This is a genomic window from Herbaspirillum frisingense GSF30 (assembly GCF_000300975.2).
Taxonomy (GTDB): Bacteria; Pseudomonadota; Gammaproteobacteria; order Burkholderiales; family Burkholderiaceae_D; genus Herbaspirillum; species Herbaspirillum frisingense.
On record NZ_AEEC02000011.1, the window covers coordinates 97,771 to 118,278 of the forward strand.

Here is a 20,508-nt window from a genome sequence, read left to right on the forward strand (position 1 = left end):
TGACGGAGACTCCATGAGCACCCCCATCTACCGCGGCGTATTCCCGGTCGCCCCCACCATCTTCGACGAACACGGCCAGCTCGACCTGGAAGGCCAGAAGCGCGCCATCGACTTCATGATCGATGCCGGCTCCAACGGCCTGTGCATCCTGGCCAACTTTTCGGAACAGTTCGTGCTCTCCGACGAAGAGCGCGTGCAGGTGCAGAACACCGTGCTGGAACACGTCGCCGGACGCGTGCCGGTGATCGTCACCACCACCCACTTCGGCAGCCAGATCTGCGCCGAGCGCAGCCGCGCCGCGCAGGATGCGGGCGCCGCCATGGTGATGGTGATGCCGCCCTACCACGGCGCCACCTTCCGCGTGTCCGAAAAGCAGATCTACGAGTTCTATGCACGCGTGTCCGAAGCCATCGACATCCCCATCATGATCCAGGACGCACCGGTGGCCGGCACCCCGCTGTCGGCGCCCTTCCTGGCACGCATGGCCAAGGAGATCGAAAACGTCTCCTATTTCAAGATCGAAACCGCCGGCGCCGCCTCCAAGCTGCGCGATCTGATCGAACTGGGCGGTGACGCCGTAGTCGGCCCGTGGGACGGCGAAGAAGCCATCACCCTGATCCCCGACCTCGACGCCGGTGCCACCGGCGCCATGACCGGCGGCGGCTACCCGGATGGTATCCGCAAGATCGTCGACGCCTACATGGCCGGCGACACCGAAAAGGCCGCCGAGCTCTACATGCACTGGCTGCCGCTGATCAACTATGAAAACCGCCAGTGCGGCCTGGCCGCCTGCAAGGCACTGATGCTCGAAGGCGGCGTGATCAAGTCCGACATGCTGCGCCATCCGCAGGCACCGATGCACCCCAAGGTGCGCGAAGGCCTGCTGCGCGTGGCCCGTCGCCTGGACCCGGTGGTGCTGAACTGGGGCAAGTGAGCGACAAGCTCGCCTGCAGGACATGACTGAAACGGGGGCTAAGGCTCCCGTTTTTGCATCAGCGGTCAGGCCAGCCGCGCAAGCCACCTGCCCACGCATTCTGTGTCATCCTTGCCGCCTGTCTTCCCCATTGCCCAAGGAGTCGATCTTGTCCCATCCCAGTCATTTCCGCCCCGTCGCCCTGGAACACGCCAGTCGCCTGGTCAACCACGGCCCCACGGTACTCATTACGGCCGCCCATGGCGGGCAGCGCAACATCATGGCCGCCGCCTGGTCCATGCCGGTGGAGTTCACGCCGCCGCGCATCGCGGTGGTGATCGACAAGAGCACCCATACCCGCGAGCTGATCATGCAATCGGGCAGCTTCGGCATCATCGTCCCCGGTGCCGCGCAGATGGACCTGACCTATGCCGTGGGCAGCGAAAGCGGTCGCGATATCGACAAATTCAAACGCCACCATATCGAGGCTGGCACCGGCCCGGTCCTGGGCATGCCAGTGCTGGAACAAGGCTGCGCTGCGTGGCTGGAGTGTCGCTGGATCAAGGAGAGCCATACCGAGCAGGCCTATGACACCTTCTTTGGCGAAGTGGTCGCTGCGGCGGCCGATGCCCGCATCTTCGAGAACGGTCATTGGTCCTTCACTGACGCCAATGCCGATCTGCATACCCTGCACCACCTCGGCGCCGGCAAGTTCGTGGTGGCCGGCAACCAGCGCCAGGCCAAACTGGACTGAGTGCAGCGGCGGGCCTGGGTGACGTCTTTCATGAGGCGTCCCGTCGTCATCCTGACGAATCTCTGACGGGTTTCTGACGGATGGCTGACACCCGGGCCACGCCCAGCAAGGCTTTCCGGGCAGCGCTATAGTGTGACGACACGCCGTTCCTTCAACCGTCGCCAGCCATCCGGAAACCACCATGAACCAGCCAACCGCCACCCTTGACACCCCCATCCTTGACATCACACTCGACCAGTTTCGCGACACCATGCTGGCACGAGGCTATGACGAAGTCGTGGAACGACATTGGGACGGAGGCACCGTCCTCGAAACCCACACCCACCCCTTCGAAGCCAACGCCCTGGTCGTCCAAGGCGAGATGTTTCTGACGCTTGATGGCGCAGCAGAGCGCCGCCTGGTCGCGGGCGACCGCTTCCAGGTGCTGCCCGGCACGCCTCATAGCGAACGTTACGGCGATGCCGGCGCGACCTACTGGGTCGCGCGCAAGAACTGAACCGACCGCAGTCACAGCGGCCGCGCTAGAAGCCCGGCCAGCTGTCCTCTCAATGCACCTGTAGCGCTTCGGTGAAGCAATAACCCACGCCATGCAGAGTGCGCAGGGGCAAGTCGCCCAGGGTTCTCTCACGCCATTTGCGGCGAAGCCGGCTGACGGTCTTTTCCAGCACGCGCTCGTCAAAGCTGATCCAGTCGGCACCAAAGGCGTGGGCGATGGTCGGGCGGTCCACGGCATTGCGTGCGCTATCGGCCAGCGCGCGCAGCAATGCGACCTCGCGCACGTTGATCTCCACAGCATCATGTCGGGGTGCCCGCAAGGTGCGTGCCTTGGTATCGAGCCGCCAGACTTCTGACGCGACCCGACGCAGCAGCACATCGATATAGGCATTGAGCAGATCCGTCTGCTCCGGTCTGGCTTCGCAGAAGTCTGCGCCACGTTGCAGCCCGACCACCCGCTGGGCTGCGGTCTCTTCCTGCCCCGCCAGCAGCAGGATGCCCATACTGCCATGCGCGGCGCGGAGTTGTTCGGTCACCGTGTAGCCGGTCCCGCTGGCCTGTCCGACGTCAACGACGGCGATGTCGCAATCCTGCGTCGGCATCAACAGCTTTTCGCCATCGGCCATCACGCTCAGCACCTTGTGTCCCTGTTGCTCCATCAGCTTGCGCACGGCGTGACTGCCTTGGCGCTGCCCGGACGTCAGAATTTCTTCGATCAATAAAATATTGGCCATTGCGGCTTCTCCTTCTTACTCAAACGCATCCTTGAACGACCCGATCGGAAATAAAACCAAGGAAATCCGAGCGGACCGGATCTGCCAACGCTCCCTTGCCCCTTCAGATCAAGGCGACGGATTTGGCGTTTAAGGAATTTATCGAAGGAAACCTGGATTTTCACGCATCCACTTTTGCGATCTGCACGGATGATTGTTCACGAAGGAAAAATATTTTCTACTGAGCTTTTTCCAACGATTCTAGCGGGCCGATCATGGAAGTTATTGGCGCAATATGCTAAGGCGCCATCGCACCCTGCAACGTGATCGCGGCACCGGCCGACCGAAAAAAATCCGGACTGAGATCGTCACATTTTTGCCAGCCAATCCCAATGTTTTGATGGCGGGAAAAATATGTTCCCAAACGGCATTTTTGCGTCGCTTCGCCTCCATTTCGGGGTAACTTCCCGCCGTAACTTCCGAACTTTCGTCACGAGGTGAACATGAGCCACAGAACCAATCTGAACACACGTACCACACATACCGCACACACCGGCCTGTTGGCCGGACAGCGCATCCTGCTTGTCGATGACGCCGAGGAGGACCGCATGCTGCTCTCCGGTTTCCTGCTGCGCTACGGGGCGCGACTGTATGTCGCACGGGACGGGCAGGACGGCTACCACAAGGCGCAGACTGTGCGGCCTGACCTGATCCTGATGGACATTCGCATGCCGGTCTATGATGGGCTCACGAGCTGCCGCCTGCTCAAGGCCAATGCGGTCACTCGCAATATCCCGCTGATCTTCCTTTCGGCAGCCGATGCCAGTGAAGAAAAGATCTCGGGTCTACGGGCAGGTGCGGTGGATTACGTGACCAAACCATTCGATTTCGAGGAAGTGCGACTGCGTCTGTGCGTACATCTGCGCTCACCGGTGCACGAGGAGCTGGCGCCCCTGCCAAACATGGCCGGCAGCAGCGCCGCAGACGTCTCGCCGGCAACGGTGGGGACTTCCGTCAACAACAGCACTTTCGACGTCGTGCTGTTCGAGGCGGCGCGCCGATTGATACTGGAAAAACTCGACCAGCCGATGGGTCTGCATGTCCTGGCCGCCGCTGTGGGGAGCAATGCGCGTCGCCTCTCCGTCGCCTTCAAGCATTGCTGCGGCGTGACGGTCTTCGACTACCTGCGCGAAGAGCGCATGAAGGAGGCCAGGCGACTGCTCTCCGAAAGTACGCTGGACATCGGTGCCATTGCGCTGGCGATCGGCTACAGCAACACCGCCAACTTCTCCACGGCATTCCGGGATCGCTTCGGCATGCCACCCAGCCAGTTCCGCCGCTAGCCACTGCGATGATGTGGGCGTCACGCTGGTGCTTGTTGCCTGTCCTGTGGGCTGCGTTGGTGTGGCCCACAGCGGCCTGCTCGGCACAGGCCATCGATCTGTCCCGGTGGCAGTACGGGGAGTCCGTCACCCAGTATCTGCAATTGCTGCGGGATGAAGGGGCCACGGAGCAGTTGTCCTCCGCCATGCAAAGTCCGGAGTGGGAGAACATCAACGTCTCTGTCCTGCAGGAGGGCTATCGCGAAGGGGCCTTCTGGTTGCGTGGGCAACTGCGCAACGACAGTCCCGTCCCCGTCACGCGCTGGCTGGCCATGGGATCGGCGCGCCTGCAGGATGTGCAACTGCATCTCTCGGAACCGCTCACGGCGGGCGTCCCCGGGGCCGGACTACGCTGGCAGCCGCCACAGGTCGCCGGCACGAAGTACGCCTCTGCGCAACGCGAGGTGCAGGGCCGCACGGCCCTGTTTGCGCTGACGCTGGCACCGGGCGAGCAACGCACGATGGTGCTGCGGGTGGCCGGCAGCTCCGTGATCGAACTGGGTGTGGCGCTGTGGGATCCCGCCGTGTTCCGGGAGGAAGAAGGTCGCGAGCTGGCCATCCAGGCCTTCGTCATCGGCATCGCCCTGGTGCTGGTGACGTACGCGTTGATCCAGGGCGTGGAATGGCGCGATCGCGGTTCCGTGCTGATGGCGGTGTGGATCTGCTCGGCGCTGCTCTTCATCCTCAGCTTCCAGGGCTATCTCTACCTCTACCTGCTCCCCAGGGGTGGCATGTGGCTGGTACGCGTCCCCATCACGCTGGGCTGCCTGACCACCCTGCTGCATCTCAGGATGAGCTATCTGCTGGTCAGTCTGGATCAGCTGCCGCGCTGGGAACGGCGCTGGAAGCGGATCTACGACGTCATGAGCGCGGCGCTCATCGTGGTGACCATATGGATCGCAGCAGGCGACTTCCGCGCCACTGCTCCAGTGGCCAATGCCATCGCCGCCACCTGCTATCTGATGTGGGCCGCATCGATGCTGCATGGCTGGCGCCACGGGCTGGACAATGCGCGCTTGCTGGCCATCTCCTTTGGCCTGGCCTGGTCGGCGATGTGGCTGAAGATGCTGGAGCTCAACGGCCTGATTGTACACGGCATCCTGCCGGACTGGCAGTTCTCCACCCTGTTCCAGCTCGGCCTGCTCGGCGTGGCCTCTACGATGGTGGTCGGGCGTGCGCTGCAACTGCATCACAAGTTCGAGCAGATGCAGTGGTCGGTGCTCTCCCTGCGCATGCGCGAACAGTTCAAGCTGGAACAGGCGGTCAACCATCGCACCAGTGAACTGCGCGCGGCCCTGGAGGTCGCCGATCATGCCCGTCATTCCAAGAATGGCTTCTTCACCAGCATCAGCCATGATCTGCGCACCCCGCTGACCTCCATCCTCGGCTTTGCCGACATGCTGCAGGCCGCCGGCGGCGAACAAGGGCGGTATGGACGCATCATCGTGCGCAGCGCTCGCCACATGCTCTCCATGATCAATGACCTCATCGACTACGCCCACGGCGACCGCATGGACCTGTCGCAACCCAGGCCCCTGTACGTGCATGGGTTGCTGCAGACCATCGGCCAGGAAGGCGCGGCCCTGGCCCGACGGCAGCACAATGCTTTCAGCCTTGACGTCTCACCGGCGCTGCCACCGGTGCTCAGGATCGACGCCCCCCGGCTGCGCCGCCTCCTGGGCAACTTGCTCGACAATGCCGCCAAGTACACCCGCGAGGGCAGTATCAGGCTGGAAGTCGGCTGGCAGGCGGCGGCCGTGCGCTCCGGAACGGGCGTGATGGAAATGCGGGTCAGCGATACAGGGAGCGGCATTCCCCTACACTACCACGCAAGCGTGTTCGAGCCTTTCGAACGGGCCGGAGCCGACCGCTCGCAACCCGGCCTCGGCATGGGGCTGGCCCTGGTACGTCAGTGGATACAGCAGATGGACGGGCAGATCGCCCTGCAAAGCCAGCCCGGTCAAGGCACTGTCCTGACCTTGCAGTTGCCGGTCGCCCTGGCGGACGAACAGGACATTGCCCGTGACGACTGCCGCGAAGACAGCAACACGCATCCCCTCATCGATGGAACTGGTCGCCGGCTGCTGGTGGTGGAGGACAGTCCCGACATCGCCGACCTGCTGGTAGAGCAACTGGAAATGCTGGCCTTCGAGGTGGAACTGTATGCAGACGGCGAAAGCGCCGTCGCACGCATCATGCAGACCGACAAACCCGCCCCGGCGCTGGTGCTGACCGACTACCTGCTACCCGCTGCAAAAGGAGGCGAGGTCCTGCGGGCCACCCGCCAGCATCTGCCGGGCGTGCCGGTGCTGTTGCTGTCGGCAACCCTGCGGCCGCCAACAGACCGCCCCGATGACCTGGCATTCGATGCCTGCCTGCTCAAGCCGGTCAACTTCATGGAATTGCAGGAAACCCTGGCACGCCTGCTGGGCCTGCCGCTGCCGCAGCTGGGCTCGGCGCTGGCAGGAACGGTTGCAGCGGTCGGGACCGTCGCAGCCGTTGCAGCAACCAGCGAGACGACCGGGGACACTGCCGGACAGGACCCACTGCCGCCGCAGGAAAGCCTGCAGCAGGCACGTGTGTTGATCGACAGTGGTGCGGTCTCGGATTTGCTGGACTGGGGCGATGCGCTACTGCAGCAGCATCCACAGTGTGCCGGGTTCCAGTCCAGGGTGGGTCAATTGCTGCGTGAGGGTGACCTGTTCGCCGTGGAAGCCCTGGTCAATACAGCGCTCGAAGCAGTGCGGGCCGGGGAATGAGGATGTGTCTTGAGTCCTCGCCGGATGCGCTTACGCAGGGCCGCTCATTCGCCGCCACCCGCGCTGCCGGCCTCCACCGGCATGGCAGGCCGGTCGCCGCTACGCGCCTGTTCGGCATTGCGCACATTGATCTGATACTGCTGCTCGGCGTGTTCATAGGCCAGTTGTTCCTTGGGCGAGCGGCTGCAGGCCCCCAGCGTCAATACCGAGGCACTCAGGAGAAGTAGCAGGAGGGGGGCAGGACGGGGCATGTGGATGGTCTCCATCGTTATATTTCTGCCCGGCAATATACTCCTCACCAATCCTCATCGCAAGCGCGGCCGTAAGAGACCAGCTGTTTGCTTCAACCCCGGGCCGCGATCCAGTCCCAGGTATCGGCGGCCGCCATGGGACGGGCGATACCGTACCCCTGCCCATATTCGCAGCCCAGGTGCTGCAGGATGCGCCGGCATTTCTCCGTCTCCAGGCCTTCGGCCACGACCGCAAATCCCAGCTTCTGGCCCAGATGGATCATCGACGGCACGATCTGCTGGTCGGAGTAGTTGCTCTCCATGGTGCGGATGAAGGACTGGTCGATCTTGAGATAGTCGGCGGGGATGTTCTTGAGATAGCTCAGGTTGCTGAAGCCGGCGCCGAAATCGTCGATGGCGACCTTCACCCCCAGCCGCTTGATTTCCTGGATCTTGCCGTAGAGCTTTTCCGGATTCTTGCTCATCGCGCTCTCCGTGAACTCGATCTCGATCAGCCCGGCCGGCAGACGGTGCCGCTGCAATTGCGTGGCCAGCGCATGTACCAGATCGTCGTTGTCGAAGTCGCGTGCCGACACGTTGATGGCCACTGCAATGGCGCGGCCCTGGCGCATCCAGGCAGCAGCCTGCTCAATGCCGCGCTGCAGGACCCACAGCGTGACCTGGCGGATCAGGGCAGTCTTTTCCGCCAGCGGGATGAACAGGCCCGGCGAGATCGGCCCATGCACCGGATGGCGCCAGCGCAGCAGCGCCTCCACCCCGGCGCACTGGCCTGACATCAGCGCCACCTTGGGCTGGAACTCCAGCCACAGTTCATCGGTGGCCAACAGCGCCCCCGGGATGGCCGACAGCAATTCGAAGGAATGCTTCTGCATGCGCCCCAGCGGCTGTTCGTAGTGACACTGCAGGCTGCCGCATTCCCGCGCCACGTCGATGGCGGTCAGCAGCGACGGTACCAGTTCATTGTCGTCCGCGCACTGCGACATCGGCACGATCCCCACCGAGATGTCCAGATGATGCGGAATCCCCTGATGCGCCACGGTCGCGGCGAAGGCTTCCTTGATCTGCTCGGCCTGGGCCTGCCAGACGTCACGCCGCTCCAGATAGGCAAAGCTGGTGGTGCCGATGCGATAGAGCGCGATGCCCCCCAGCGCCTGGCGCAGGCGTTCCTTGGCTTCGATCAGGAAGCCTTCCACGTAATCCCAACCGAGCGCCTTGATCATGTCGGCCAGATAGACGTGCTCGCACACCTCCACCGCCACCGCCGTGAGCTTGTCGAGCGGGCCGTCGACGCTGCGCAAGGTCTGCAGGTCGCCTACCAGGCGGCTGCGATTGGGCAGCGATGTCAGGCTGTCGACATAGCTGGCGTCGCGCAGGATTTCAAGCCGCGCCATCACGATGGCCGCCAGTCGCTGCAGGGTGGCCGCTTCCTCGTCGCTGAACTGCTGGCGCGGCGACTTGCCGATCACGCACAGGGTTCCCAGGTACAGGCCGTCCCTGGTCCGCAGCGAAGCGCCCGCATAGAAGCGGATGCCCGGCTCGCCGGTGACCAGCGGATTGTCTGCAAAGCGTGGGTCATGGCAGGCATCCAGTACCACCATCACCTGGTCCTGCTCGATGACGTGGCTGCAGAAGGATTGCGAACGCGGCGTGGACTGCGCCTGCAGCCCGTGCCGGGACTTGAACCACTGACGGTTCTCCGCCACCAGCGAGACCAGTGAGATCTCGGTCTGGAACAGCCTGGCGGCCAGGTCGGTGACCAGGTCGCACAGTGCATCGGGCTGGCTGTCGAGCAGGCAGTAGCTGTCCAGCACGGCCAGGCGCCGCTGTTCTTTTTCGGACGGCACGCACAGTGCGCCGTCCAGTCTCAGGATATCGGCATGCATCGCAGGCTTAGAAGGTGACCCATTCATCGGTGCCGCCAGCCAGCTGGCGGGCGGGCAGCGGTGTGCTCAGGCGCGGTTCACGCGGGGTGCGCGGCACAGTGTGGCTGGCAGTGCGCGCTGCAGTGCTGCCCACGCTGCGCGGGGCCGCCAGCGTATCCTTGGCCAGCAACGGCGCTGCCTCTTCCTGCACCTGGGCGGCATCGATACGGAACACACTCACCGCCTGGGCCAGCTCCTGGGCCTGCTGTTGCAGCGATTGCGAGGCTGCCGCCGCTTCTTCCACCAGCGCAGCATTCTGCTGCGTCACCTGGTCCATCTGGCCCACCGCCTGGCTGACCTGCTCGATGCCGGAGCGTTGCTCCTCACCGGCGGCACTGATCTCGCTGATCATGTTGCTCACCCGCTGGACGCTCTGGACGATCTCGCGCATGGTGTCACCGGCCTCGTTGACCAGTACGCTGCCCGATTCGACCTTGGCTACCGAATCACTGATGAGGGCCTTGATCTCCTTGGCCGCTGCGGCCGAACGCTGCGCCAGGCTGCGCACCTCGGTGGCCACCACGGCAAAGCCGCGCCCCTGCTCGCCGGCCCGCGCCGCTTCCACGGCCGCATTCAACGCCAGGATATTGGTCTGGAAGGCGATCCCGTCGATCACGCTGATGATGTCGACAATCTTGCGCGAGGAGGCATTGATGTCTTCCATCGTCTCCACCACCCGGTTGACCACGCCACCGCCGCTGCTGGCGATATCCGAGGCGGCCTGTGCCATGCGGTTGGCCTCGCGGGCATTGGCCGTGTTCTGCTGCACCGTGGAGGTCAGCTCTTCCATCGAGGAAGCGGTCTCCTCCAGCGAGCTGGCCTGCTGCTCGGTGCGCGAGGACAGGTCCAGGTTGCCACTGGCGATCTGCGAGGATGCAGTGGCGATCATGTCGGTCCCCCGGCGCACGCCGGAGACGATGCCCACCAGACTGGCGTTCATCTCCTTGAGGGCGGCCAGCAGTTCGCCGGTTTCATCCCGCGAGCTCACCTGGATACGCGCCGTCAGATCGCCACCGGCCACCTGACGTGCCAGGCGCACCGCCGTGGCCAGCGGGCGGGTGATGTTGTTGGACAACCACCAGGCCAGCAGCATCGCCAGCACCACCGAAATGACACCGCCACCGATGAGGGTGTTGCCGGTCACCGACTTCAGGCTGGCGGCTTCCTCGGCACGGGCACTCAGCAGGGACGATTCGGAACGGTCCATCTCGCCCAGCAGGGTGCGCATGCGATCCATCTCGGTCTTGCCTTTGCCGGCCTGCTCAAAGTTCACCACGGCGGCCATCTGTTCACGGCCGTCACGCACCGCGCGCCGCAGTGCGATGGCCGGGTCGATGGCCGACGCCAGCCAGCGCCCTTCGGCCTCACTGATCTGCTGCAGACGCTGCTGCTGGGCCGCATTGTCGGCGGTCAGCTCACGGGCCTTGGCCAGATACTGCTTGAAACTGGCGTTGCCGAGCTGGTAGGGCTCCAGCGAAGCGTCGTTACCGGTCAGGGAAAAGCCACGCTGGCCGGTCTCGATGTTGATCAGGCTTTCCATCATGCCTTGTACCTGGTCGCGCACATCGTAGGTATGCACGTTCCATTCATTGGCCGTCCCCAGGCGGGCGAAGTTGGCGTAGGCCACACTGACCAGGATCACCAGGATGGCGGCCACCATGCCAAAACCGATATACAGGCGCGTGCCGATTTTCAGGTCAGAGAGTTTCATGTTCATTTTTCCGTTGAGACAGACAAGGTTCCTGAAGAGACGGCGCCCTGCAGAAGGCCGGCGCCGCTTGCTTTTTTATTTTTCACGTTCACAATCCTGCAAATGCGTGACATACTGATAAAAATCACCAAAACAAACACGCATCTTTTCGGTGCATTTGCACATAAATTCAAAATGCAACGGATTTGAACGGATAACCCGGAAAAATATCCCTGTTTCTTCAAATTATTTTTGATTGCCAAAAACACAATGGATCATGTCACCCCTCAACCCGACGACCTGACCGATCTCCCCCTGCTACGGCCCGGTGCCGTGGCGCGGCAACTGGGCATGTCAGTGGAGACCCTGCGCGCCTGGGAGCATCGCTACGGCATTACTTCCTCACAGCACAGCGGCGGTGGTCAGCGCCTCTATTCGCAGGACGACCTGCAACGACTGGGCTGGATCAAGCGGCTGGTCGACGCCGGGCACCGGATCGGCAAACTGGCCGCCCTGTCACCACAGGAGCTGGAGTCGCTGACCCAGAGCTTGCCGGGCAGGGAGACACACGCCAGCGACCTGGGCGCAGCAATGCCGGCATCGAAGCGACTGGCCGTGGTCGGTCCCTGGATTTCCACCAAGGCTGGCAGAGAGGCACTGGTGCGACAGCATTTCAGGATCACCGTCGCCGTCGAGTCGCTGGATCAACTGGACCTGCGCGGCGGGGAGAGCGACATGCTGGTGCTGGAGAGCGCGGTGCTGGAGAGCGACCTGGACCTGCGACTGAACGATCTGCGGCACGCCCTGGCCCAGGTACCGGTACTGATCCTGTACCGTTTCGGCTCGGCGGAGGTGGTGGCGCGCCTGGAACAGGCCGGTCATCGACTGCTGCGCAAACCCATGGATGGCCTTGACGCCGACTGGCTGGGCAACCATATCCAGCGCATCGAACTGCCGGCCACGGCCACCTCACCCGAGGATGAAGCCAGCGTACCGCCACCGCGTTTCAGCGAGAGCGACCTGGCCCATATCTCCGAAGCATCCGACCGCATGCAGTGCGAATGCCCGCGCCACCTGGCCGAGCTGTTGACCGCTCTGGCCGGTTTCGAGCGCTACAGCCGCCAGTGCGAAGATGAATCGGACGAAGAAGCAGCGCTGCACCGGTCGCTCTGCATTGCGGCCGGACGCGCCCGTCTGCCACTGGAAGAGGCCCTGCAACGCCTGACCCAGGTGAAGGGCATCACCCTGCCGTAGGAACTGGCCCCGGCAAAAAAAGCGCGCCCGATGGGCGCGCTGTTGGAACTGCAAGGAGCCAAGCGCTCGGAAATCAGAACTGCTCCCAATCCCCTTCGGCTGCAGCAACCGCCGCCCCCTTGGCCGGTGCCGGCGTCGCCGGCAAGGCCTTGGCCACGGCCGGATTGCTCCTGGCCTGCGGTTTGCGCGGCAAGGCCGGCGCACGCGGCGAGATATCCACGCTGCGCGTCGGCGCCACATTGACCGCACCAGCGGCTGGACTGCGTGCCACTTCGCCGCTGCTCAGCCGGAAGATGCTGACGGTCTCGCACAGACGACCGGACTGCTCCTGCAGCGATTGCGCGGCCGCAGCCGCCTGCTCCACCAGGGCCGCGTTCTGCTGGGTCGTTTCATCCATCTGGACGATGGCCTGATTGATCTGTTCGATGCCATCGCTCTGCTCACCGCTGGCGGCGGTGATTTCGGCCACCACGTCGGTCACCCGCTTGACGCTGGCCACCACCTCGCTCATGGTCGAACCGGCCTGCTCCACAAGGCGACTGCCGCTCTCAACGCGCTCCACCGATGCGTCGATGAGGCCCTTGATCTCCTTGGCCGCTGCCGCGCTGCGCTGGGCCAGCGTGCGCACTTCCGAAGCCACCACCGCAAAACCGCGCCCCTGCTCACCGGCCCGCGCCGCTTCCACTGCCGCATTCAAGGCCAGGATATTGGTCTGGAATGCAATGCCATCGATCACGCTGATGATGTCCACGATCTTGCGCGAGGCATCGTTGATCTCGCCCATGGTCTGCACCACTTCGCCCACCACACTGCCGCCCTGGATCGCCACGGCCGACGCGCTCTCCGCCAGCGTATTGGCCTGGCGCGCATTGTCGGCGTTCTGCCTGACGGTGGAAGTCAGTTCCTCCATGGCCGAGGCCGTCTCCTCCAGTGCGCCGGCCTGCTGCTCAGTGCGCGAGGACAGATCGAAGTTGCCAGTGGCAATCTCGGCCGAAGCGGTATTGATGGTGTCGCTACCCTGCCGCACTTCGGTGACGATGCGATGCAGGTTGTCATTCATGGCCTTCAGTGACGCCAGCAGCGCCCCGGTCTCATCGCGGGAGGTGGCATGGATCTGCACCGTCAGGTCGCCGGCCGCCACGGCGGTGGCCACTTCCACAGCCTGATTGAGCGGCCGCGTGATGGAACGCGTGATCAGCACCGCACACAGCACCGACAGGATGACGGCGGCCACCGACAGCAGCAGCATGATGTTGACCGCCATGGCGGAGGCGGCATTGGCACGCTCCACGCTCTTGTCCATGAGCCCGGCCTGGAATACCGTCATGGCCTTGAGCGCAGCGAAATACTTGTCCTGCACCGGAATGGTCTGATCGAACAGCTGGGTGGTAGCCTCATCCCTCTTCTGTTGCAGGATCAGCTCGACGACCTTCTTGCGCTCGCGCGTGTAATCGTCGCGCGACTGCTTGAGCGCATCCATCAATTCGCGCCCACGCGGCGTGTTGATCAGCTTGTCCATCTGCGCCATGTGCTGGCCGACTTCAGCCGTATTGGTGTCGACGCGGTCGAGGTATTTCCTGGCCTCCTCCGGGTTGCGCGCCAGGATGGCATTGCGCAGGCTGCGTGCGGCGGTATTGATCTTGTCGCTCATCTGGGCGCCGATGGCGACCTTGACGTAGCGGTCGTTGACGATCTCCGCCGTGGCGGCACTCACCGTCCACAGGTTCTTGATGCCCACCCCGGCGATGACACACATCACCACGATCAGCGCCGCAAAGCAGGCGCCGAGCCGAACGCTGATCCTGATATCCGTGATTTTCATGTTGACTCCCCCTTGTATGAATACTTCAGCTCCCAAACCACCCTGAATCCGCTTATCCGGGCTCCCTCTCGGATCCGGAATTTCCCAACTATAAACGATTTATTTAATAAATTCGATAAATACAGCAAGAGCGTTGGTTTTTGATCTCGCGCGACTCTCATGTCATGAAAAGATGACATCGATGCTGCGAGGAACGACGATCTTTTCTCGCCAAAACCCGCCACAACAAGCCGCAAACCCGCTATCTAAGCGATAAGCATTCGCGCCAACAAAACAACAAAGCATTTAATGCACATCAAATGCGCCCGTCTTTCCCGCGCACAAAGCATTGCAACAAAGGAAATAAAAGCACGGATGCGCTAAAATACAATTGGTTAATTTGATTAATTTGATTTCAAGTTGACATGATTGACCCGTTGTCACCGCGGAGAAACGCCATGCCCCTCAAACGTCTCAACAACAAGGTCAGGATCACGTCCATCGTGCTGGCCATCCTGGGCAGTGCCATGTTCGGCTATGCCTTGCTCAACGGCAGCCTGGCCGGACGCCAGGCGGCGCTCAAGTCGGGGCAGACGGCCACCATGAATATCGCCACCGGTCTTGCCACCCAGGTCAATCTCAGTGTTCGCGCCGCCGACCTGCTGCTGCAGGAAATCGCCGCACTGGACAACAACAATCCGCTGGATCGGCGTGACATGCGCAAGCTGGTGGAGGAATTGCTCAATCGACAGAGCCGGCTCTTTCCCGAGATGGACACCCTGCTGGTCATCGACGAGCAGGGCCGCATCCTGCAACGCTGGCCGGCTGGCGACAATATGTCCGCCACAGCCCTCTCAGCCAGTCCCGACGGGCCGGCATCGATCTCGGAAGGCGGATTGAAGATCGGCGCGCCGATGATCAGCCGCGTCACCGGTCACTGGGTGATCCCGCTGGCCCGCACGCGCATGCGTCAGGGCAAGCCTGCCGGAGAATTCCGGCTGGGCGTCAGTCTGGAGCATTTCCAGCGTCTCTTCGACGAGGTGAATATCGGGGCGCAAGGCTCGCTGCTGCTGGGTAGCCGCGACGGCGTGATGCTGCTGCGCCGTCCCTATGGCGAACAGTTCCTCGGCAAGAACATGGTCGAGCTGCCGCTCTACCGGGATCACGTACGCCAACGCTCCTCCGGCTGGGCCGACATCAATTCGATGCAGGACGGCATACGACGGCTGCACTATGTCACGGGGGTGCCGGACTATCCGCTCTTCGTCAGCGCCGCCCTGGCCCACGACGAGATGCTGGCCGACTGGCACGCCGCCCAGGCTTCACAACTGCTGGTGATCGTCGCCGCTGCCCTGATCATCGGTCTGCTGACCGCCTACCTGCTGCGCGTGGTCCGCATGCGCGATCGCGCCGAGGACGAAATCGAAAAGAAGAACCTGTCCCTCAAGCTGCTCACCGAAAACCTGCGCGCCCAGGCCATGCTGGATGGCATGACCGGCATTCCCAACCGGCGCTACCTGGATGAACAGCTGCAACTGGTGATGCGCAATGCCAGCCGCAGCAAGAGCGCGCTGTCACTGGTGATGCTGGATGTGGATTACTTCAAGAAGTACAACGACCTCTATGGCCACATCCAGGGCGACTACTGCCTGCAGGACATCGCACGCACACTGCAGACTGCGCAGCGCCGGCAAGGCGACCTGGCGGCCCGTTATGGGGGAGAGGAATTTGCCATCCTGCTGCCCGATACCGACCTTGCCGGAGCGCACCGGATTGCGCAGAAGGTGGTGGACGCTGTCAGGGCGCTGGCGATCCCGCATGAAGGCAACGCCCATGGCGTGGTCACCATCAGTGCGGGTGTGTACACCTGCGTGCCGCGTCCGGAGACCCGCATCGAGGACATCTTCGCCGGCGCCGACCGCGCGCTGTATCGGGCCAAGGACGACGGACGCGACCGCGTTGCGGATTACCAGCCGCCTCACACGGTGGTCAGTGGCAAGGACAGGCAGGACGAGCGGTCCGGGGATGCCTCGGCCTGACGCCTGACGTCGATGGCAAGGCGACCGGCACAGGCATCAGCAAAGGCCGCGGTCTCAGCCGATCCGGGCCGGACTCAAGGCGTCGGCCTGCACGCCGAAGCGGGCGATATGCTCCGGTATCGACTGGCCGCGCACCAGTGCCGCATAGGCCTCGCCAGCCGCAGGGGCGGACTGGATGCCATAGCCGCCCTGCCCGGCCGCCCAGAAGAAGCCCGGCAGTTGTGCATCGTAGCCACCGACGAAGCTGCCATCAGCCACAAAGGAACGCAGACCGGCCCAGACATGCGCAGGCCGGCGGATTTCCAGGGTGGTGCCGTTCTGGATATGGTCGATGGCAATGGCGATATCCAGTTCTTCGGCCTGCACGTCCTGCGGTGGCACCGGATCGGCATTGGCCGGGGACCCCAGCAGCAGGCCGGCGTCGGGCTTGATGTAGAACGCGTGGTCCACCGGCATGAACATCGGCCAGTGGGCGCTGTCAGGTGGCGCCGCAAAAGTAAAGGCAGAACGACGGCAGGGTTGCAGACCGATGCCGGCGGCTCCGGCCAGGCTGCCGATCTGGTCGGCCCAGGCACCGGCGGCATTGATGACCACCCCGGCGCGCAACGGCCCCTGGGAGGTGCCGACCTGCCACTCCTGTGCAGTCTCGTCGCGCACAATGGCCTGCACCTCGGCATGGCACAGCAGCCTGGCGCCGGCCGCGCGCGCACCACGCAGGAAACCCTGGTGCAGGGCATGCACGTCGATGTCGCTCGCGTCTTCCTCATAGACCGCGCCGATCAGGTCTTCCCCGCGCAGCACTGGCACCATCGCCAGGGTCTGCTCGCGATCCAGACGCTGTACCTTGTCCGATACCGAGCGCACCAGCGCTTCGTGCTCATCCAGCTCGGCCTGCAGGGCCGCACCGGCATAGAACAGCGCACCACGCGGCGTGAGCAAGGGATGTTCGGCAAAGCCCTCGGGCGGATGGTCGAAGAAAGCGCGACTTGCGCAGGTCAGCGCCCGCACCTGCGGCGGGCCGTAGCTTTCCATGTAGAGCGCGGCCGAGCGGCCGGTGCTGTGATAGCCCGGCTGCGACTCGCGCTCCAGCAGCAGCACGCTGCCATGCGGCGCCAGCCAGTAGGCGATGGAAGCGCCGGCAATGCCGGCACCGATGACGAGGTAGTCCACCCGCTCTGCTGCGCTCATGCTCATGCTCCCGGTGATTGATCAGAGCGCGGCCACGACGGCCACTTCCACATCCAGCCCCGGCAGCATCAGCAGCGCCTGCACGCAGGCCCGCGTGGGCGCATGGCCGGCCGGCACCCAGGCTTCCCACACCGCATTGAAGGCGGCGAAATGATCCGGGCTGGACAGCCACACATTGGCCGAGACGATCTGCTCACGGCCGATGCCCTGCGCCTGCAACTGCGCATCGATCTTGGCCAGCACTTCGCTAGCCTGCTGCGGGATGGGTGCGCCGGCGTTGTCCGGCACCTGGCCGGAGACGAAGGCGAAGCCGTTGGCGATGACCAGCTGGCTCATGCGGGCATTGGTGTTGAAGCGTTGGATAGGGTTCATGTTTGCGCTAATCGTATAAAAAATAAGTATTCACCAAGATCAGAAAGACGCTCACCGTTCGTGCTGGGTAGCGCCTTCGATACGGCCCTGACGGGCCTACTTAGTCCGAACGGTTTCAGATTGATTGGTCACTGCAGCTCAGACGGCAGGGCCACCCGCCGCACCGGCTGCCTGCCCCTCGAAGATAGGCGGATGCGTGACGATGGACTTCAGCGGCGCCTGCACCGTCTTCAGTTGGGCGATATCGGGACGTGGCCGGCGCAGCGCGACGTCGCCGTCGAAGGCCTGCTCCAGCGCCGCCGCACAGCCCAGAAGGCGCGCATCGCCCCGGAACGGACCGGTGACTTGCAAGCCGAAGGGCATGCCGCGATGGTCGCGTCCGCACGGCAGCGAGATCGAGGGATTGGTCGCCAGCGTGACCACGTAGGTCAGGGCCAGCCAGCGGTAATAGTTTTCCAGGGCGACGCCATTGACCTCCTTCAGGTACAGCTCGCTCCAGGGGAAAGGCGAGACCGGCGTGGTCGGCGAGACGATCAGGTCGTAGCGCTCGTAGAGCTGCTGGAAGCGCCGGAAGATACGGGTCTGCTCGCCCTGCGCCCAGGCGCAATCGGACAGGCTCATGGCCGCGCCCATCTCGTAGTTGGCGCGGGTGTTGGGCCCCAGCGAGGACGGGTCGCGCCGGTAGGCGGCCTCGAAGCCGGCCACGAAGGCCTCGGCCCGGATCACGTCGAAGGCGCGGTGCGCTTCGCCCATGTCCACCTGCACCGGCTCGCACACCTTCACCAGACCGGCGATGGCGGCGATCTTGTCGCGGAATACCTGGCGGATGCCGTCATCGACCTCGCACACGCCAAAGTCCTCGGTATAGCCGATCCGCAATTGCGCCAGGTCGATCTCCGGCAAGGCCGCAAACTCGCTGTCGCTGACCGCATAGCCCAGCGGATCGCTGGCATGCAGACCGATGGTGGCGCGCAGTTGCAGCACCGTATCGGCAACATCACGGCCCATGGGACCGACCACCGAGATCGGCGTCCATCCCAGGATCTTGCGCTCGCTCGGCACCAGTCCCGGCGAAGGACGGAAGCCCACCACGCCACACTTGGCCGCAGGGATGCGCAGCGAGCCGCCGGTATCCGAACCCGAACACAGCGGCAGCAGATCGGTCGCCAGCGCCGCCGCCGAACCGCCTGAGGAACCACCGGCATTCAACAGCGGATTGAACGGGTTGCCGGTGGCGCCCCACACCGTATTGCGACTGTTGGCACCGGCCCCCATCTCCGGCACGTTGGTCTTGCCGGCGACGATCGCCCCGGCTGCACGCAGGCGTGCCACCAGTGCGTTATCGCGCTCCGGCACATTGCCGCGATAGAGTGGCGAGCCGTAGGTGGTCAACAGGCCTGCGGTTTCTTCCAGGTCCTTGATGCCGATCGGCAGACCGTGCAGCAGGCCCAGCGGCAGGCCGTCCATGACGGCCTGCTCGGCGGCGCGTGCTTCGACCCGGGCGCGCTCGAAGCAGGTGGCGGTGACGGCATTGATGTGCGGATTGATGGTCTCGATGCGGGCGATGCAGGCTTCCAGCAATTCGACTGGGGACAATTGCCGGCTGCCGATCAGCCGGCGCAGTTCGACCGCGCTTTTTTCGACGATGTTCTCTTGCATGCTTTTCCCTTGGTTTGGTTCAGGCCGGCTGCATCTGGCCGGCGGTCTTGGTGGTGCGGATGAACAGGCTCACCAGCACCGAGAACAGGGCCGCCGCGATCAGGAAGCCGAAGGCGTAGTCATAGTTGGCGAAGGCGCTGACCAGGAAGCCGATCACCAGCGGCGAGATGAAGCCGGCCAGTTGACCACCCAGGTTGACCATGCCCACGCCGCTGCCCACCAGTTGCGCCTGCAGCATCTTGGTCGGCAGCGCGATGCAGGTGGCCAGCACGAAGGACTTGAAGAAGTAGGCCAGGCATTGCCAGGCGATCACACCCTCGACCGTGGCGGCGGTGTACATGCAATAGACGAACACCGCCGTCAGCAGAGAACTGGCGATCAGCAGGATCTTCTCGCGGCCGTCGAAGAAGCGCACCATCACCCAGCCGCCGATGGCGGTAGACAGGCCGGCCATGATGTAGGGCAAGGGCAGCAAGAGGCCGACCGCCTTCAGGTTCAGGCCGCGCACGGTCATCAGGTAGGTCGGCATCCAGCTGTCCAGGCCCTTGTTGATGATGGACAGGCCAAACCACACCGCCACGATCTGCCACATCAGCGGCATCTGCAGCAGCGCCTTGAAGGCGGCCTTGTTGATGGCCTTGCTGCCCGCCGCGCCATGGCGTACCGGACGCACGCAGAACCAGTACACCAGCGCAAACACCAGACCGGCGATACCGATGGTATGGAACACGGCCCGCCAGCCGAAATGCAGGATCAGCGGCGCAATCAGCAGCGGCGCCAGCATGCTGCCCACATAGTTGGACGACATCAGCAGCGAAGACATCTTGGGCCGTTCCTCGCGGGTGAAATGCTCGGCCACACCCTTCACGCTGGCCGCCGGGAAGGCGCCCTCGCCCATGCCGAACACGAAGCGGATCACCACCAGGCTGGTGATGGACCAGGCCATGCCGGTCACGCCCGTGAAGAGCGACCACAGCAGGATGGAGATGACGATCACCGGGCGCGAACCAAAGCGGTCGGCCAGCCAGCCGCCCGGCAGTTGCAGCAATGAATAACCGAGGAAGAAACTCGACAGCAGCACGCCCAGTTCGGCCGGCTTCAGCTGGAACTCACTGGCGATCTGGGTGGCTGCGAAGGTGATCGCCGCCCGGTCGATGTAGGAGACGCACCAGCCCAGATACAGCAAGACCAGCACCAGGTATTTGTACTTGCCCTTCGTTACCGCAGCATCCATGAAGCATTCCCTTCCGGCATGACGACGGTCGCACGCCGTCGATTCGTGGATTCATCCTAAGCCGGCCCATGGTTTGCCACAA

The 20,508-nt window shown here is 63.7% G+C and carries 16 protein-coding genes; 7 read left to right on the top strand and 9 right to left on the bottom strand.

Annotated features, from left to right (window positions below; all coding sequences use genetic code 11):
* Positions 1-13: 13 nt before the first annotated feature.
* From HFRIS_RS10050 to HFRIS_RS10060, 3 genes are all read left to right on the top strand, one after another.
* Entirely contained in the window at positions 14-934 is a 921-nt protein-coding gene (locus HFRIS_RS10050) for a dihydrodipicolinate synthase family protein (RefSeq protein ID WP_006463214.1), read from the top strand.
* Positions 935-1,082: 148 nt separating this feature from the next.
* Positions 1,083-1,667 (top strand): flavin reductase family protein, encoded by a 585-nt coding sequence (locus HFRIS_RS10055; RefSeq protein ID WP_006463215.1) that lies wholly within the window; start codon positions 1,083-1,085, stop codon positions 1,665-1,667.
* Between the two features lie 181 nt (positions 1,668-1,848).
* The gene (locus HFRIS_RS10060) at positions 1,849-2,163 is read left to right on the top strand and encodes a cupin domain-containing protein (RefSeq protein WP_006463216.1); all 315 of its coding nucleotides are present in this window, start codon (positions 1,849-1,851) and stop codon (positions 2,161-2,163) included.
* Between the two features lie 49 nt (positions 2,164-2,212).
* Here HFRIS_RS10060 and HFRIS_RS10065 read toward each other — a convergent pair whose 3' ends face one another.
* Positions 2,213-2,896 carry a response regulator transcription factor gene (locus HFRIS_RS10065; RefSeq protein ID WP_006463217.1) on the bottom strand — a complete coding sequence of 228 codons (684 nt, stop codon included), beginning with the start codon at positions 2,894-2,896 and terminating at the stop codon, positions 2,213-2,215.
* A 482-nt stretch (positions 2,897-3,378) separates the two neighbouring features.
* On the opposite strand from HFRIS_RS10065, the gene HFRIS_RS10070 reads away from it, so the two are divergent.
* Complete coding sequence (locus HFRIS_RS10070) at positions 3,379-4,218, top strand: response regulator transcription factor (protein WP_006463218.1); 840 nt, start codon at positions 3,379-3,381, stop codon at positions 4,216-4,218.
* Positions 4,219-4,277: 59 nt separating this feature from the next.
* On the top strand, positions 4,278-7,016 hold the full coding sequence (locus HFRIS_RS10075) for a hybrid sensor histidine kinase/response regulator (RefSeq protein WP_244436283.1): 2,739 nt from the start codon (positions 4,278-4,280) through the stop codon (positions 7,014-7,016).
* 44 nt (positions 7,017-7,060) lie between these two features.
* On the opposite strand, the gene HFRIS_RS10080 is transcribed toward HFRIS_RS10075, so the two are convergent.
* The 3 genes from HFRIS_RS10080 to HFRIS_RS10090 form a co-directional block, all read right to left on the bottom strand.
* Positions 7,061-7,267 carry a hypothetical protein gene (locus tag HFRIS_RS10080; RefSeq protein ID WP_244436284.1) on the bottom strand — a complete coding sequence of 69 codons (207 nt, stop codon included), beginning with the start codon at positions 7,265-7,267 and terminating at the stop codon, positions 7,061-7,063.
* 92 nt (positions 7,268-7,359) lie between these two features.
* The gene (locus HFRIS_RS10085) at positions 7,360-9,150 is read right to left on the bottom strand and encodes a sensor domain-containing phosphodiesterase (RefSeq protein WP_006463221.1); all 1,791 of its coding nucleotides are present in this window, start codon (positions 9,148-9,150) and stop codon (positions 7,360-7,362) included.
* Between the two features lie 7 nt (positions 9,151-9,157).
* Positions 9,158-10,900, bottom strand: coding sequence for a methyl-accepting chemotaxis protein (locus HFRIS_RS10090; RefSeq protein ID WP_006463222.1), 1,743 nt, complete (start codon positions 10,898-10,900; stop codon positions 9,158-9,160).
* A 249-nt stretch (positions 10,901-11,149) separates the two neighbouring features.
* Here HFRIS_RS10090 and HFRIS_RS10095 point away from each other — a divergent pair, with 249 nt between their 5' ends.
* Positions 11,150-12,133 carry a MerR family transcriptional regulator gene (locus HFRIS_RS10095; RefSeq protein ID WP_006463223.1) on the top strand — a complete coding sequence of 328 codons (984 nt, stop codon included), beginning with the start codon at positions 11,150-11,152 and terminating at the stop codon, positions 12,131-12,133.
* A gap of 73 nt (positions 12,134-12,206) precedes the next feature.
* Here HFRIS_RS10095 and HFRIS_RS10100 read toward each other — a convergent pair whose 3' ends face one another.
* Entirely contained in the window at positions 12,207-13,955 is a 1,749-nt protein-coding gene (locus tag HFRIS_RS10100) for a methyl-accepting chemotaxis protein (protein ID WP_006463224.1), read from the bottom strand.
* Positions 13,956-14,392: 437 nt separating this feature from the next.
* Here HFRIS_RS10100 and HFRIS_RS10105 point away from each other — a divergent pair, with 437 nt between their 5' ends.
* Positions 14,393-15,973 (top strand): GGDEF domain-containing protein, encoded by a 1,581-nt coding sequence (locus HFRIS_RS10105; protein ID WP_006463225.1) that lies wholly within the window; start codon positions 14,393-14,395, stop codon positions 15,971-15,973.
* A 54-nt stretch (positions 15,974-16,027) separates the two neighbouring features.
* Here HFRIS_RS10105 and HFRIS_RS10110 read toward each other — a convergent pair whose 3' ends face one another.
* From HFRIS_RS10110 to HFRIS_RS10125, 4 genes are all read right to left on the bottom strand, one after another.
* Positions 16,028-17,161 (bottom strand): NAD(P)/FAD-dependent oxidoreductase, encoded by a 1,134-nt coding sequence (locus HFRIS_RS10110; protein WP_006463226.1) that lies wholly within the window; start codon positions 17,159-17,161, stop codon positions 16,028-16,030.
* A 21-nt stretch (positions 17,162-17,182) separates the two neighbouring features.
* Positions 17,183-17,533, bottom strand: a complete 351-nt coding sequence (locus HFRIS_RS10115; RefSeq protein WP_006463227.1) for a RidA family protein — start codon at positions 17,531-17,533, stop codon at positions 17,183-17,185.
* Between the two features lie 138 nt (positions 17,534-17,671).
* Complete coding sequence (locus tag HFRIS_RS10120; protein ID WP_006463228.1) at positions 17,672-19,192, bottom strand: amidase; 1,521 nt, start codon at positions 19,190-19,192, stop codon at positions 17,672-17,674.
* Between the two features lie 19 nt (positions 19,193-19,211).
* Positions 19,212-20,426 (bottom strand): MFS transporter, encoded by a 1,215-nt coding sequence (locus HFRIS_RS10125; protein ID WP_006463229.1) that lies wholly within the window; start codon positions 20,424-20,426, stop codon positions 19,212-19,214.
* Positions 20,427-20,508 lie beyond the last annotated feature (82 nt).

Bases quoted from the DNA above. Each gene is read 5' to 3' on its own strand.
- HFRIS_RS10050 (WP_006463214.1), top strand. From the start codon at position 14: ATGAGCACCCCCATCTACCGCGGCGTATTCCCGGTCGCCCCCACCATC.
- HFRIS_RS10060 (WP_006463216.1), top strand. From the start codon at position 1,849: ATGAACCAGCCAACCGCCACCCTTGACACCCCCATCCTTGACATCACA.
- HFRIS_RS10065 (WP_006463217.1), bottom strand. From the start codon at position 2,896: ATGGCCAATATTTTATTGATCGAAGAAATTCTGACGTCCGGGCAGCGC.
- HFRIS_RS10070 (WP_006463218.1), top strand. From the start codon at position 3,379: ATGAGCCACAGAACCAATCTGAACACACGTACCACACATACCGCACAC.
- HFRIS_RS10080 (WP_244436284.1), bottom strand. From the start codon at position 7,267: ATGCCCCGTCCTGCCCCCCTCCTGCTACTTCTCCTGAGTGCCTCGGTA.
- HFRIS_RS10085 (WP_006463221.1), bottom strand. From the start codon at position 9,150: ATGCATGCCGATATCCTGAGACTGGACGGCGCACTGTGCGTGCCGTCC.
- HFRIS_RS10090 (WP_006463222.1), bottom strand. From the start codon at position 10,900: ATGAAACTCTCTGACCTGAAAATCGGCACGCGCCTGTATATCGGTTTT.
- HFRIS_RS10095 (WP_006463223.1), top strand. From the start codon at position 11,150: ATGGATCATGTCACCCCTCAACCCGACGACCTGACCGATCTCCCCCTG.
- HFRIS_RS10100 (WP_006463224.1), bottom strand. From the start codon at position 13,955: ATGAAAATCACGGATATCAGGATCAGCGTTCGGCTCGGCGCCTGCTTT.
- HFRIS_RS10105 (WP_006463225.1), top strand. From the start codon at position 14,393: ATGCCCCTCAAACGTCTCAACAACAAGGTCAGGATCACGTCCATCGTG.
- HFRIS_RS10110 (WP_006463226.1), bottom strand. From the start codon at position 17,161: ATGAGCGCAGCAGAGCGGGTGGACTACCTCGTCATCGGTGCCGGCATT.
- HFRIS_RS10115 (WP_006463227.1), bottom strand. From the start codon at position 17,533: ATGAACCCTATCCAACGCTTCAACACCAATGCCCGCATGAGCCAGCTG.
- HFRIS_RS10120 (WP_006463228.1), bottom strand. From the start codon at position 19,192: ATGCAAGAGAACATCGTCGAAAAAAGCGCGGTCGAACTGCGCCGGCTG.
- HFRIS_RS10125 (WP_006463229.1), bottom strand. From the start codon at position 20,426: ATGGATGCTGCGGTAACGAAGGGCAAGTACAAATACCTGGTGCTGGTC.